The organism is Cupriavidus malaysiensis, from assembly GCF_001854325.1.
Taxonomy (GTDB): domain Bacteria; phylum Pseudomonadota; class Gammaproteobacteria; order Burkholderiales; family Burkholderiaceae; genus Cupriavidus; species Cupriavidus malaysiensis.
The window spans coordinates 2,418,554-2,433,013 of record NZ_CP017754.1 but is presented as its reverse complement, the minus strand read 5'-3'; the positions used below and the strand labels follow the sequence as shown (position 1 = coordinate 2,433,013).

Sequence of the window (14,460 nt, the reverse complement as noted above, 5' to 3'; positions counted from 1 at the left end):
CCTCATTCGATCGTGATGTGGTTCTTGTCGATCACCTGCCGCATCCTGGCGGTTTCCTCGGTGACCAGGCGGGAGAAGTCCTCCGGGGTCGGGCTCGGCTCGACGAGCGACCCCGTCTCGGCATAGAAGCGTCGCAGCCCGGGATCCGCGAGCGCCTTGAGCAAGGCGGCATGCAGGCGCGCCACCAAAGGCCTGGGCAGGTTCGGCGGAGCCCAGATGCCGCTCCATGCGTCCAGCGCCAGGCCGGTGCGGCCGAGCGCTTCATTCAGCGTGGGGACCTGGGGCAGCGTGGCCAGCCGCTGCGCCGAGGTCACGGCGAGCGCCCGCACCTTGCCATTGGCGATCTGCGGCAGCGCGGTGGTCGCCACGGGAAAGCCGAACTGGGTATCGCCCTTGATCAGCGACGGGACGATTTCCACCGAGCCCTTGTAAGGGATGTGCACCACGTCGATGCCGCTCGCCGACGCGAACGCCGCGCCCGAGATATGCGCAGCCGAGCCGATGCCGCCCGACGCGTAGTTGAGCGTGCCGGGGAAGCGCCGTGCGGCGGCCACCAGGTCGGCCACCTTGCGATATGGCGAATGGCTGCTGACCACGAGCACGGCCGGGGCGATACCGATGCGCGTCACATGGGTGAATGCGGCGGGATCGAACTTGACCCCCGGCTGCAACAGCTTCTGCGCGACGTGGGTCGAGGCGCCCAGCAGCAAGGTATAGCCGTCCGCCGGCTGCTGTGCCACGGATTCGGCGGCAAGGATCCCTCCCGCGCCGACCTTGTTCTCGACGACGACAGGCTGGCCCAGTTCCCTGCCCAGCACCTCGGCGAGCTTGCGCGCCTGGATATCCGGGCCGCCGCCGGGGGCGTAGGGAACCACCAGCCGGATCGGGCGGGTGGGATAGTCCTGCGCGGCCAGGGCAAAGGCCGGCAGGCCTGACGCTGCCGCGACGGGCAGCATCAGCAGGGTCCTCAGCATCCGGCGACGCGCACGGCGGGTCGATGCAGGCATCTCAGGTCTCCTCTATGGTTTCGCCCGATTGTCGCGTCGCCCGGATATTCAGGACAATTATCCAGTTCTGATGAATCCATCACAGCTGGTTATGGCAAAGACTTCGCCCACCGCCCTGCCTCAACGGCTCGACCGCCTGCGCATCCGCCATCTGCGGCTGCTGGACCTGGTGGCGCACACGGGTTCGCTGACCGCGGCCGCCGAGCGGATGCACATCAGCCAGCCGGCGGTGACCAAGATGCTCCAGGAGCTGGAACAGGCCTTCGCTTGCACGCTGATCGAACGCACCACCCGCGGCGGCCGCCTGAGCCCGGCTGGCGAGCGCGCCCTCGAGCGCCTGCGCATCGCGCTGGGCGCGCTGGATATCGCCAGGGAAGCACTGGCGGAGCGGCCGGAAGTCCCGCTGGTCAGGATGGGCGTACTGCCGCTGGTCGGGGTCAATGTCCTCCCGAAGCTGGTCGCCTCGCTGAGCCGGCAAGGCATCCTGCCGCGGCTGCAGCTGCGGGAACACACCGTCAGCGGACTGCTCGGCATGCTCGCCGGGGGCGAGCTCGACTGCGTGGTGGGGCGGCTGGAAGCCGGCCATGCCGGGCAGTCCCTGGAGCGGCTGCGCATCATGCCACTGTGGGACGAGCACCTGGCGATCGCCTGTGCCCCGGACCATCCGCTGGCCAGGCGCCGCGACGTGAGCCTGCCGGCGCTGCGTGACAGTCCATGGATACTGCCGCCGCGCGGCACCCATACGCGGGAAATATTCGAACAGCCGTTTCTCGACAGCGGACAGTTGCCGCCGGTGCCGCATATCGAATCGATTTCATTCCACAGCAGCCTGTCGATGGTGGCCGCGAGCGGCTTCCTGGCCGTGGCGCCGGACAGCGCCGTGTCGCACTACAGCGCGATGTCGCTGGTGTGCAAGGTACGCCTGCGCACACCATTCGCCTCCGGCCGCATGGTGTTCATCACCCACCGGGATCCGGCGGCATCCCCGGCCGTCACCTTGCTTGCCAAGGCACTGGCGGAAGTGGGAAGTCCCTGATCCCGGACCGCATGCCGCAGCAATCGGCCCCTCACTCCATACCCCACGCTCACGGCTGCTGAAGGCTGGCCCGGCGCCTCACGCCGGGCTCCTTTCCCATCACATCTCTTGCGCACACTCGGCAGCGGGCCGCATACCGGCATCGGCTGAGCGCCGACGCCTCCCGCAGCGCCTCTCAAGAAAGGCGCCGGCCGGCCGTAAATCGCTCCTGTCAGCAATGTATGGGAAAGAAGACCTGGGGCCAGGGCGGCGGCCGCGTCAGGGCACGGCCTGCGGCAGCAGCGCGGGCCATTTGTCGGCCCAGCAGCAGGTGTGCGTAGCGCCTTCCACGACCTCGACCGGCGGCCGCTTGCCGGCCGGGAAGCGCGCCGCGAAGGCGGCCGCGAGCTCGGGCGTGACGTTGCTGTCCTCGGCGCCAACCAGGTGGTATTGCGGGATGTCCTGCAGCGCGCGCCAGGCGTCGCCGGGATCGAGCGATCCCGTCAGCGGTGCCAGTTCGTGCTGCTGCGCCCACTGGCGTGGCGCGAGGTTGCCGGCAACGGTCACCAGGCGCACGACGTCGTGGCGGCGGGCGGCCACCAGCGCAGCCACGGCGCCGCCGCCGGAATAGCCGACCAGCACGAGACGGCGCGCCTGCAAGCGTTGCATCAAGGCATCGATAGCCTCGCTGGTAGCGGCGACCACGGCGTCGGCGAAACGCCGGTCCGTCCAGAAGGCGGGTTCGCAGCCTCGGCGCTCCGCTGCCTCGACGTACTGGCACGGCCGCGCCAGGTAGACGGCCGTGCCGCGGTCGTGCCGCAGCGCCAGTTCGAGCGCGAGCGGACGCAGCGGGGTCGGGTCGTCGGAAGGACGGGAGGGGCTGAGCCAGGCCAGGCCGTCCCCTTCGATATAGACGGCCAGGGTCTCGCCCGGCCGGGCCGGAGACGGGGCATAGGCCGCCAGCACGAACTCGCGCGTGGCCAGCCGCAGCGGGCGCCAGCCGTGCGCCAGCGCCATGGCGTCGGCGCTGGCGCGGCGGGCGTCGGGAGAGAAATTCGTACAAGCCAGCAGGGGGAGCGCAGCCAGCAGGACAAGGAACCGTATCCGGAAGCGAGACGCCGCCGCGCAGGTGCAGGCGGCCAGGCCGCGAAGAGTGCCATGCATCGTGAGGATTCCGCGCCGGAGCGGATGGTGACAGGGGACCAGCCCGACTGCTGAAAAACGACCAGGAACAACGAACAAGAACAAACCACAAGAACGAACCACAAGACCCGCGTCCGTGGCGGCAGCCCGCGGGACGCGGCCGCAGTGTAGCGCACCGACCTTGCGCCGAGCCAGGCGCGGCACGCGCATCCTACAGGACCCGCAAGCATGCGATCCCATCGCCATCGAATTCTGAACCTGCACCACAACCCGCAAACTGGCGCCCGCCCCCTCTCCGCACGGACGGCCGCCTCCCACCTGCCGCCTTCCGTGCCGCGCGCCACGACCACCGCCGTCCTGCTCGCCGTCGGTGCATGCGGCGCGCTCGCCGCGGCGCCGGCATCGGCCACCATCAGTTGCGTCCCGACCCTGTCGGGCACGTACAACAGTACCTGCTACGTCTATTCCGGCACCAGCCTCAGCGTGCTGGCTCCCGGCGGCCTGATCAGCGTCGCGGGCGGCCCCGCCGTGGTGGCCAGCCTGTCGCTGGGCCCGGCCGTGACCCTGATCGACAACCAGGGCACGATCCAGAGCACCGGCAGCGCGGTTGTCGGCGGTCCCGGCGGCGCCGCGGTGGGCATCAGCCTCAGCGGGCAAAGCGCGAGCATGCCCGTGGTGACCACCCTGACCAACGAAGCCGGCGGCGTGATCAGCGCGACCGGCGGCGCGGCTTTGCCCGCACCGATGCCGATCGGGTACGCCGGCGGCAACGCTACCGGCATCGCGCTGAGCAACGGGCACGTGGGAACCATGACCAACGGTGGCTCGATCTCCGCCACCGGCGGCGCCGGCGCGGCCGGCATCACCGGGGGCGGAGCGGGCGGGCAAGGCATCGGCATCGATATCCAGTCCGCCAGCGTCGACAGCCTGAGCAACCAGGGTGCCGCCAGCGCCATCTCGGCAAGCGGCGGCGCCGCCGCCCCGGCGATGGTGCCTGCCCCGGGCGGCCTTGCCGCCGGTATCCGTGTCGGCTCCGGCAGTACCGTCGGCTCGATCCAGAACGACGGCAGCATCACCGCGACCGGCGGGGCCGGCGCGGCAATCGTCCCTTTCCCGCCGACCAGCGGCACGGCCTACGGCATCGATATCGAGAACAGCACGGTCACGGGCGCCATCACCAACAACGGCACGATCTCCGCCTCGTCGGCCAACGGCCGCGCGGTCGGCATCAACCTGGTCGGCAGCACCGTGGACGCGATCTCGATCCCGGCCGGCGGCACCATCAATGCTGCCACCGCCATCTACATCGATCCGGCCAGCACCGTCACCCACGGCATCAACCTCGGCGGCACCCTGAACGGCGCCGTCGAACTCAACAATGCCACCCTGAACCTGCAAGGCAGCAGCGCCGCCATCAGCGGCGCGGTGCATGGCGCCAGCGCCTCGGTGGTCAACGTCCAGGGCACCTTCACCTCGGCCAACAGCTTCGACGTCGGCAGTTTCAACGTCGCCGGTGGCGCGACGTTCAACATGGCCAACCCGGTCACGGTGTCCGCCGGCCTCACCAACGCGGGCACGCTCGCGGTTGCACCCGGCACCACGGCGACCATCAACGGCAACTATGTGCAGGCCGCCAGCGGCGTGTTCCAGACCGGCATCGGCAACGACGGCTCCTACGGCAAGCTGGTGGTGACCGGCACCGCGGACCTGTCGGCCAGCAACAAGCTCCAGGTCAACGTGGCCGGCGCGCCGAGCCTGGTCGCCGGCACCACGGTGCAGCGCAGCGTGCTCTCGGCCGGCAGCCTGGTCGCCGGTCCCGCCCTGACGGTGTCCGACAACAGCGCCCTGTTCGACTTCCTCGCCACCCGTAACGGCAATGCGGTCGACCTGTGCGTCGTGCGCTCCGGCGCCGCCTCGTGCACCGACGCGCCGGCGGGCGGCGGCGATGCCACCCCGGACACGCCGGCCGCGCCCGGCCACGCCATCACGGTGGTGAGCAGTGTGCTCAGCAACCAGAACACGCCGGCGCTCGGGGCCGCGCGCGTGTTCGACGCCCTGATCGCCCAGGGCGCCGCGGCGCCCGCGGCGATGGCCTCGGTGATCACCGCGCTGGGCACGCTGCCGACCGAGCAGGCCGTGTCCGACGCCGTCAAGCAGACTCTGCCCCTGCTGACCGGCGGCATGGCCAGCGTCAATACGGCGGCCATGCACGCCACCAACCGGGTGATCCAGTCGCGCCAGGAAGCCAACCGCGGCCTCTCCTCCGGCGATGACTTCGTCACCGACAAGCAGCTCTGGTTCAAGCCGGTGGGTTCCTGGGCCAAGCAGGGCGACCGCGACGGCGTATCGGGCTACAGCGCCAGCACCTACGGCATGCTGCTCGGCGCCGACCGCTCGCTCGGCGACAAGACCCGCGTGGGCGCCGCCTTCTCCTACATGCACAGCCGCATCGACGGCAATTCGGCGGCGGCCAGCCAGAGCGGCAGTGTCGACGGCTACCGCCTGATCGGCTACGGCAGCTACAGCCTCGATGCCCGCACCGACGTCAGCGTGCAGGCGGACGTCGGCACCGGACACAACCAGGGCCAGCGCAGCATCGCCTTCGGCGGCCTGAACAACCGTGCCTCGTCCAGCTACGACAGCTGGAACACCCACTTCGGCATCGGCATCGGCCGCATCATCGACCTGGCCTCGAAGACCACCCTGACGCCCTCGCTGCGTGCCGACTACACCTTCTTCCAGGACGCCGCCTACACCGAATCGGGTGCCGACGCGCTGAACCTGGCGGTCGGCAGGAACTCGACGCGCGAGCTGATCCTGTCCACCGACTTCCGCCTGAACCAGGCCATCACCGACAAGGCCTCGTTCACCGCGAACCTGGGCCTCGGCTACGATGCGCTCGCCAGCCGGTCGTCGGTCACGGCGGCCTTCGTCGGCGGCGGCGGACAGTTCGTCACGCCCGGCCTGCCGCCGGCACGCTGGCTGATGCGGGGCGGCGTGGGCTTCCTGCTGGTCAACAGCAAGGCCATGGAGTTCAGTGTCCGCTACGATGCCGAGGTTCGCGACCGCTTCACCAACCAGACCGCCTCGCTCAAGCTGCGCATGCCGTTCTGATGCGAAGCGGATGACGCCATGACGACGACGCCATGACGTCGCGCCGGCACGCGCGGGGCAAGCGCAGGACCGCCCGGTTTCCTGCCACCGCCGCGCGCGTGCCGGCGAGCGATGCTGGCCTTGGCCAGAGCAATCCACCGACAATTCCACCCATGGCTGCTACTCCCGACAGCGCGGCGCCGGCGGGCACCGATCCCGGCGCGGCGCGCTTCGCCACCCTGTCCGCACGCTTGCGGCAAAGCGGACCGATCGCGCCCGACGATATCCGCCTCTGGTGCCAGCTCGGCCTCGAACTCGGCCACGCGGCCGAGGTACGGCACGCCTGCGAAAGCCTGCTGGCGGCACCGGCGGTCCACCCTGCCCTGCGCCCGTACTGGCTCCATTTCCTCGGCACCGCCCTGCTGCACCAGCAGCAGATCGAGGCCGGCGCCCAGGCGCAACGGCTGGCGCTCGATGCGCTGTGCGTGGCGCCCCTGGTCTACAACCCGCCGCCGGCGGCACGACGGCTGGAGGATCCGCGCGTCGAGGGCGTGCTGTGGGAGGCCCTGGCGCAACTCGCGGCGGGCGGCGTGCACGCCTTTGCCCACGCCGGCACCCTGCTCGGGCTGGTGCGCGAAGGCCGCCTGCTGCCTTTCGACAAGGATCTCGACCTGGGCCTGCCGGTGCAGGAGTTGCCGGCCGCGCGCGCGATCCTGCTGCGCCACGGCTGGCAGCCGGTGCCGCAGCGTTTCGCCATCGACAACCTGGCCAGCTACGCCCACCCGCGGCTGGAGGTGGTGCTGGACCTGTGCGGCCTGTGCGATGCGCCGGACGGCAACGGCCTGCTGGGCGGCTTCTGGACCGCGGGCGGATCGCCGCCCGCCCGGCAGCGCGTCACGCGCTTCCCCGGCCCGCTCCACCTCGTGCCGCACAAGGGTCCGGCCGGCCCGGTGTGGCGCCTGTCGCATGCGGAGTCCTGGCTGGCGGCGTTCTATGGCAAGGATTGGCGCACGCCGGACCCCGACTTCGACACCATCATCGGCGCGCACAACCTGCTCGGCTTCTCGGCCCTGACGCAGTGGTACGCCTACGCGCGCATCACCGGCGCCTGGCTCAATGGCTATTGGGAGAAGGCCTTGCGCCTGACCCGGCTGGTGCTGGAGCGCCATACCCCGGAAGACGGCCTGCTGCTGCACATCGCCGGTCACCTGCGGACGGCGCTGGCGGCCCTGCCCGCGCGCGCCTGAGCCTGCGGGCTGCCCGCCGCGAACCGCGAACCACGAACCTGCGATTTGCAGATTGCCGGCGGCGGCTAGCCGCCGCGTTGCGCGACGGCCTCGAGCAGGTCCAGGTAGCGCACCGCCGAATTCTCGTTATCGAAGCCCGCCGGCAGCACCAGGCGCCGTCCGTGCAGGCGCGCCAGCGGGCGCGACAGCACGGCGGACTCCGGCCGCAGCGCCAGCGCCGCTGTCGACGGCGTGCCGGCTTCGAGCGCGTACAGGCCGCGCAGCGGGCCGGTGCTGCAGGCCGCCTGCAAGGCATCCAGCAATGCCGCCGCCGCGGCCGGGCGCGCGAGTTCGAAGCGGAAGTCGATCAACGATGGTCCGGTGTACGGGATCAGCACATAGTCCACGTGAAAGCGCTCTGCCGCCAGGAAAGGCAACAGCCGCGGCCCCTCGGTCTGCAAGGTGCAGGGCCGCCGCACCGGGTGCGGGTGGCCCGCCAGCCGGTGCGGCGGCACATTGTGGATGACGCCGACCTCGGCCTCCGCCACGCCGTAGCGGGCATGCAGCCAGGCGGCCAGCGGCACGAAGGCGTTGACGGTGCAGGAGCCATAGGAGAGGACGGCGGCGCGGCGATCGAAGTGCTCGTGGTTGTAGCCGAACACCAGCGTCTGGTCGGCCCCCGGGCAGGTGGCCGAGACGATCACGCGGCGCGTCCGGCCGCGCAGGAAGGCGCGCGCCGCCTCGCCGCTGGCGAAATCGCCGGAGCATTCCAGCCACCAGTCGGCCCGGCCCAGCCAGGGCGAGCCGGCGGCCGGGCCATGCCAGTAGGCCAGGCGCAGCGGCTGGCGGCCGGGCAGGTCGAGGCGCAAGGCCCCGTCCTCGGCAGCGATGCGGCAATCGGCGAAGGAGACCTTGGCGTCCTGCTGCAGCAGGGCCGCGGCGGACGCCAGGCTGTGGTGGGCGTCCTGGATGGCGACGATGTCGATGCCGCCATCCGGCCGGTCGAGCCAGGCGCGCAGCAGATGCAGGCCGAAGCGGCCGAGTCCGTGCAGCACCGCCGACACGGGGCGCGAGGAAGTCCTGGCCAGCACCCTGCGCTCCGCCTAGGAATGCGAGCTTGCGCGGATGCGCTCGCGCAGCACCGTGGTGGAGACGGTTTCCGTGCGCGGGGTCCAGGTCAGGCCGATGCCCAGCGCGGCCAGGCGCGACGCCAGCCGCTGCCAGCGCGCCGAGTCGCGCCAGTCCTCGCCGATGAAGACATGGTCGACGCGCAGCGCGGTCAGCCACTGCACCGCGTCTTCGGTCTCGTCGAGGCTGCCCGGCTGCAGCGACACCTCGTCCAGCCAGCCAAGCCCGCGCAGGATCTCCATCCGCTCCAGTTCCGGCATCGCCGCCGGCCGGCCCTTCTTGGCCAGCACGGTGGCATCGCGCGTGACCAGTGCGGTCAGCGAACGGCAGCGCGCCCGCGCGAACTGCAGGTAGCGCAGGTGGCCGACGTGGAACAGGTCGAAGACGCCGACGGCCAGGCCGCGGGCGGGCAGTCCCTGGTCGGTGCTGACGGGGATCGAAGTGGCTGTCATATGGCTGGGCTGCGTGGCGCCGCCGGCCGCGCAGCGTGTGCGGGCCAGGTCGGGAGTCGGGTCGGCGCCGATTGTACGGCCGGGGACGGCCGTTCTACGGCCCGAATTGGCGGCAGGAAACCACGCTGACCGGGCGATTGGCCGCCCGGCATGCCATCCGGATCAGGCCAGCGCGGCGGCCGGCGCGCCGGCGGGGAGCGGATTCTCCGCTGCGGCGCCCGCGTCCAGCAGCGAGCGCACCGCCGCGTGCATCTGCTCGACACCGATCGTGTCGATGGCCGGCCCCGCATGCACGATGGCATGCGGCACCCCCAGCGGATGCCAGCGCTGGTACTTCTCGGGACGCGCCTCGAACATGGCCACGGTCGGGATGCGCAGTGCCGAAGCGAGGTGGACGGGCGCCGAGTCGGCCGAGATGACCAGGTCGAGGTGGCGCATGGCACCGATCAGTTCATCGACGCCGGCCGGCGCCAGCCAGCAGTGCGCGGACGCGGCCGGTTCGGCGCTGTGCGGGTCGGCCCGGTCGCGGAACAAGGTCACGTCGTAGTGCGGCTGCAGGCGGTCCGCCAGTTCCTGCCAGCGCTGCAGCGGCCAGCGCCGCTCCTGCGCCTTGTTGGAGACGAACATGCCGGCCTTCGGCTTCTGCCCTGCGGGCAGCCGGGCCCGCATGGCCTCGACCTGGGCCGGATCCGGATAGACCACGGGCCGCAGTTCACCAGCCGCCACCGGTCCCAGTTCCGGCAGCAGGGCGAAGCCGGACAGGGCTTCGTGCTGCAGGCGGACCTTGGCCAGGTCGCCGGGGCGGCGGTCATCGAAGCCCGTTTCCTTGGTGTGCCAGCGGCAGTCGCGGATGCCCAGCAGCCGGATGAACTTGATGGTGCTGGTGTGCTGGGCGCCGTTCGGCACGATGGCCAGGTCGAAGCGCTGGCGCCGGAGGCGATGGATCAGCGCCAGCCGGTCGACGATGGAGGCGAAGCGGCCGCTGCGCTCGTTCTGGCTGCGCTGGCGGCTGAAGACATAGGTGTGGACACGGCTGACGTCCGGATTGCGGTCCAGGACCTGGCGGTTGTAGCGGTTGGCCAGCACGTGGATCTCGGCCTGCGGCCATTTCTGCTTGAGGGCGCGCAGCAGAGGCGTGGTGCACACCATGTCGCCCAGGAAATCGAGCCTGGCGACCAGGATCTTCTTCATCGGAGAGAGTTCGCTTTGAGTTCTGGCGCATCATTGCCGCTGCGCGCTCGGCGGGAGGGACACCCAGGGTAACGGCAAATGCATCCGGAACCTGACAACGCGCGTTCGCGGCAAATGGCTGACATCTGACGAGGACTTGTCTGAATTACGGACGCCAGCAGCCTAACACGGCGGATGCCGGTTCTGCCGCAATGGCAGCGCAATCCGGCCGCCGATACCCTACGCCGGCAATGTGACAGCCGGAGGCACGCCGTGCCAGACGCCTGGCCGGGCGGGCGCCGCCCCGGAGTCGGCGCCGTCATCTTCAGTCAACTTCTCTGAAATTAAATGATTCAGACGGCTTTTTCGTCCATTCTCATTGCTCCGCCCGGCTCCGGGGTGCCGCCCGTGGACGGCGCTGCGCCGGCCGCGCCGGCCCTTGTTTCCCCGCCCGCTGCCGCATCGACCGGTTCCACCGTGACTCCCACCGTCAGTTGCTGGTCCGCGCCGCCGCCCAGCACCACCCCCCGCAGCGGAGCGACGTCGGCATAGTCGCGGCCCACCGACAGCATCACGTAGTCGTCGCCGGGGGCGCGGTCGTTGGTGGGATCGAGCTGCAGCCATCCGCCGTCTTCGGGCCAGGCCGGGTCGTAGACCTCGACCCAGGCATGCGAGGCGTCGGCGCCGATCAGGCGCGGCTGGCCGGGCGGCGGCTGGGTCAGCAGGTAGCCGCTGACATAGCGTGCGGCCAGGCCCAGCGAGCGCATCGCGCCGATCATCACATGGGCGAAGTCCTGGCATACCCCCTGGCGCAGCGCGAGGGCATCGAGCGCCGTCGTGTTGACGTTGGTGCTGTCGGGTTTGTAGGCGAAGTCGGCGTGGATGCGCCGCATCAGTTCCCATGCCGCCTGCACCAGCGGCCGCCCCGGGCTGAAGCTCGCCGCCGCATAGCGCGCCAGTTCCGCGTGGCAAGCCACATGGGGCGAGGCGAAGACGAACTCGCTGGCCGGGTCGTAGGGCTGCCCGGCGCGATAGCGGAAGCACTCGCGCACCTGCTCCCAGGTGCTCGCCTGCCCGGCCGCCGGCGCCGCCACGGCCGGCGGCGGCGCGCCGCGCTTGCCGGCCGCCAGCCGCGACGGGGTCACACGCACCACGCTGCGGCTGCGCACGAACAGCACGTCGTGCGGCTGGTTGAGCGCGAACGAGATGCGCTGGTTGCCGAAGCCGTCACGTTCCGTGCGCAGTCCCTCCGGCTTCGGCTCGACCTCCAGCGAGAACGATTCGGTGTGCTGGCGCGCGGTGTCCAGCGGCTGCAGGCGCGCCTGGTGCTGGGCCGATTCGACGCGGGCGGCGTATTGGTAGCGGGTGTCGTGAGTCACGCGCAGCAGGCGCGGCGCCGCTGCGGCCGCCGGCTCCTGCGCTGGCGCCCCCCCCTGCGTGCGCGCTCCCCCTTGCCGTCTGCCCCGCCGTGGCGTCTTGCCCGCCGTGCTGCCGTTCACCCCCATAGTGCCCTGCCCGCCTCCCTGACATGACTGAAATAGCGCTCCCCGATCCGGTTCGACAGCTCCCAGGCCGCCTCGCTGCTTTCGCGCAGGCGCGCCAGCAGGAAGGCGTGGCGTCCCTGCGCGTCGGTCTCGCACAGCGCCTGCAGCGGCCAGCCGCCGATTTCCGGAATGCCGTCGGCCAGTTCCGACAGCGCGTCGCGCTCGTTGCGGTCGACCTTCGACAGGCGCCCGCGCAGGGTCTGCTCGACCCAGGCCAGCGAACGCGGGTTGTCCTTGTCCAGCAGCACCAGCGACAGCAGCGGCGCGACGTCGAAACAGCGCTGGAAGCGCGAGCGGAAGGTGATCGCGCTGTCGAACAGCTCCAGCACCAGTTCGAAGGCATCCGGCTTTTCGATGGCGCCGTCCTCGAAGGCGAACAGCAGCACGCGGCTGAGGAACTCGATGCGGTCGATCTGCCGCCCGATCGACAGCAGCCGCCAGCCGTCGTCGCGCGTCATGTTGTCGACCTGCGCGCCGGTGATGGAAGACAGCAGCAGGTTGAGCCGCTCCAGCATCTGCAGCGCATCGGCGTCGCGCTCCTCGGCGGATTCCCCGGCGGTGGCGTGGGCTTCCAGCAGTTGCGCGGCGTCGTCGATCAGGCGCCACTGTTCGCGTGAGAGCCGCTCGCGGATCGCCGCCGCCGCGCTGCGCATGCCGGACAGGCAGGTGGCGATGCCGACGCCGCTGCCGGTGCCCAGCGTCAGCGCGTCGGACATGGCCTGCTCGAAGGCGTTCGGCGCCTCGGCGGCATGCGGAGTCTCGGGCGGCACCAGGCCGCTGTCGCGGCACAGCGCGTCGATCAGGTGCAGGTGGGCCGGGCTTTCGACGTCGTCCTCGCCACGCAGCCGCTCGAGCGCGGCCAGCCCCAGGCGCGTCAGGTTGGCCGCGCGTTCGGTGTAGCGGCCCAGCCAGAACAGGTTCTCGGCGGCGCGGCTGGAAATCGTGCGCTGCCGCTCGACCAGGTCCTCGGGGCCCAGATGGGTCTGCAGCAGCGTGGTCGGATCGACCACGCCGTCGGTCATGACCCAGGCGTCGACGGTGCTGCCGCCGCGCGGCATCGGCGCGTTGAACAGCGCCTCGCGGCTGCCGACGCGGGCCAGCCCGCCCGGCAGCACGCGCCAGGAGCCGGCGCCGTCGACCAGGGCGAACACGCGCAGCAGCAGCGGGCGCGGCACGATGCGCGCGCCGCCGTCCCCGCCCTGGGCGCGGCCGGCCCAGGTCGGCGCCTGCGACAGCGGCAGGTCGGCCTGGATGGTGTAGTGCGCCGGCTGCGCGGCGATGCGGGCGCGCCAGTCGGCGAGCTGCTGTGGCGTCAACCGCGCGCCGATGACCGGGTCGAAGCTGCCACCGGCCTGCACGCTGGCCGGATAGGTCGGCCGGATGATGCTGCGCCCGAGCAGGGGCAGCGCCTCGTTGCAGGCGGCCTGCTCGCCGCACCACCAGGAATGCACCGCCGGCAGCGCCAGCGTCTCGCCCAGCAGCGCCTGCGCCAGTCCGGGCAGGAAGCCCAGCACGCCGGGCGACTCCAGGAAGCCGGAACCGGGCACGTTGGCCAGCAGTACATTGCCGGCGCGCACCGCCTGCAGCAGGCCGGGCACGCCCAGCACGGAATCGGAGCGCAGCTCGAGCGGATCCAGCCAGTCGTCGTCGACGCGGCGCAGGATGCCGTGCACCGGCTCCAGGCCGCGCAGCGTCTTCAGGTAGACGTGGTTGTCGCGCGCGGTCAGGTCGCCGCCCTCGACCAGCGTCAGGCCCAGGTAGCGCGCCAGGTACGCATGCTCGAAATAGGTGGCGGCGTAGGGGCCGGGCGTGAGCAGCACGATGCGCGCGTTGCGCCCCGCCGGGGACATCTCCTGCAGGCTTTCCAGCAGCGCGCGGTAGCTGGCGGCAAGGCGCTGCACGCGCAGGCCGCGGAAGGCGCGCGGGAACAGCCGCGAGACGATCACGCGGTTCTCGAGCAGGTAGCCGAGGCCGGACGGGCCCTGGGTGTGCTGGGCCAGCAGGCACCACTGGCCGTCGGGGCCGCGCGCCAGGTCGAAGGCCGCCACGTGCAGCCAGGTGTCGCCGGCGACGCGGGCGCCGCACATGGGCCGCAGGTAGCCCGGATGGCCGGTGACCAGCGCCGGCGGCAGCAGGCCGCGGCGCAGCACCTCCTGCGGGCCGTAGACGTCACGCAGGACGGCGTTGAGCAGGCGCATGCGCTGCAGCACGCCGTGCTCGATCACGCTCCAGTCCTGCGCGCCGAGGATCAGCGGCAGCAGGTCGAGCGACCACGGCGGCGTGGCCGCGCCCTGCTTCTGCGTGTCATGGAGCTGGTAGGCCAGCGCGTTCTCGCGCATGCGCCGCTGCAGCGCGTCGGCGCGGCGGTCGAGGTCGGCGAAGCCGACACTGCCCAGCCAGTTGAAGAACTCGCGCCAGGCAGGCGCGAGCGCGGCCGATTGCAGCACGGCGGCGGCGCCGCGCATCTCGTCGTAGCGGCCCGCCACCGCGGGCGCCGCCAGCGCGGCGCCCAGTTCGGCGGCGTCGGCACCGCTGTCGAACAGCGTCGGCGGTGTCTGTGGCGAAGGCGGCGTCTGTGCGGCGTCACCCATGGCCGGGGAGTCTTGGGAAATAGGAATCACGATATCGCTTCTGCCCGGGGCGGCCGGCAGGCGCGCGGATCTGCGCCCGGCCCGCGCCGCC

General features: G+C 71.4%; 10 protein-coding genes. 3 read left to right on the top strand and 7 right to left on the bottom strand.

What is annotated here, in order from left to right; translation table 11 throughout:
* Positions 1 to 2: 2 nt before the first annotated feature.
* Positions 3 to 1,007: a Bug family tripartite tricarboxylate transporter substrate binding protein gene (locus tag BKK80_RS10720; protein ID WP_071069359.1), complete on the bottom strand. Its 1,005-nt coding sequence runs from the start codon at positions 1,005 to 1,007 to the stop codon at positions 3 to 5.
* A gap of 91 nt (positions 1,008 to 1,098) precedes the next feature.
* Between BKK80_RS10720 and BKK80_RS10715 the strand changes: the two genes are divergently transcribed.
* Complete coding sequence (locus tag BKK80_RS10715) at positions 1,099 to 2,043, top strand: LysR family transcriptional regulator (RefSeq protein ID WP_231907897.1); 945 nt, start codon at positions 1,099 to 1,101, stop codon at positions 2,041 to 2,043.
* A 258-nt stretch (positions 2,044 to 2,301) separates the two neighbouring features.
* Here BKK80_RS10715 and BKK80_RS10710 read toward each other — a convergent pair whose 3' ends face one another.
* Complete coding sequence (locus BKK80_RS10710; protein WP_236903660.1) at positions 2,302 to 3,186, bottom strand: PIN domain-containing protein; 885 nt, start codon at positions 3,184 to 3,186, stop codon at positions 2,302 to 2,304.
* A gap of 309 nt (positions 3,187 to 3,495) precedes the next feature.
* Here BKK80_RS10710 and BKK80_RS10705 point away from each other — a divergent pair, with 309 nt between their 5' ends.
* Positions 3,496 to 6,279, top strand: coding sequence for an autotransporter outer membrane beta-barrel domain-containing protein (locus tag BKK80_RS10705; protein ID WP_236903659.1), 2,784 nt, complete (start codon positions 3,496 to 3,498; stop codon positions 6,277 to 6,279).
* Between the two features lie 152 nt (positions 6,280 to 6,431).
* On the top strand, positions 6,432 to 7,505 hold the full coding sequence (locus BKK80_RS10700; RefSeq protein WP_071069356.1) for a hypothetical protein: 1,074 nt from the start codon (positions 6,432 to 6,434) through the stop codon (positions 7,503 to 7,505).
* Positions 7,506 to 7,570: 65 nt separating this feature from the next.
* Here BKK80_RS10700 and BKK80_RS10695 read toward each other — a convergent pair whose 3' ends face one another.
* The 5 genes from BKK80_RS10695 to BKK80_RS10675 all read right to left on the bottom strand — a co-directional run bounded on the left by BKK80_RS10695 (position 7,571) and on the right by BKK80_RS10675 (position 14,369).
* A complete protein-coding gene (locus tag BKK80_RS10695) occupies positions 7,571 to 8,575 on the bottom strand; it encodes a hypothetical protein (RefSeq protein WP_157903201.1) in 1,005 nt (334 codons plus the stop codon).
* A gap of 12 nt (positions 8,576 to 8,587) precedes the next feature.
* The gene (locus BKK80_RS10690) at positions 8,588 to 9,064 is read right to left on the bottom strand and encodes an FAD synthase family protein (RefSeq protein WP_071069352.1); all 477 of its coding nucleotides are present in this window, start codon (positions 9,062 to 9,064) and stop codon (positions 8,588 to 8,590) included.
* A gap of 162 nt (positions 9,065 to 9,226) precedes the next feature.
* Positions 9,227 to 10,255, bottom strand: coding sequence for a glycosyltransferase family 9 protein (locus BKK80_RS10685; RefSeq protein WP_071012598.1), 1,029 nt, complete (start codon positions 10,253 to 10,255; stop codon positions 9,227 to 9,229).
* Between the two features lie 332 nt (positions 10,256 to 10,587).
* A complete protein-coding gene (locus BKK80_RS10680) occupies positions 10,588 to 11,739 on the bottom strand; it encodes a transglutaminase family protein (protein WP_084545546.1) in 1,152 nt (383 codons plus the stop codon).
* Positions 11,730 to 14,369: a circularly permuted type 2 ATP-grasp protein gene (locus tag BKK80_RS10675; protein ID WP_071069350.1), complete on the bottom strand. Its 2,640-nt coding sequence runs from the start codon at positions 14,367 to 14,369 to the stop codon at positions 11,730 to 11,732. Before BKK80_RS10675 ends, BKK80_RS10680 begins: the two co-directional genes overlap by 10 nt.
* Between the last annotated feature and the right edge of the window lie 91 nt (positions 14,370 to 14,460).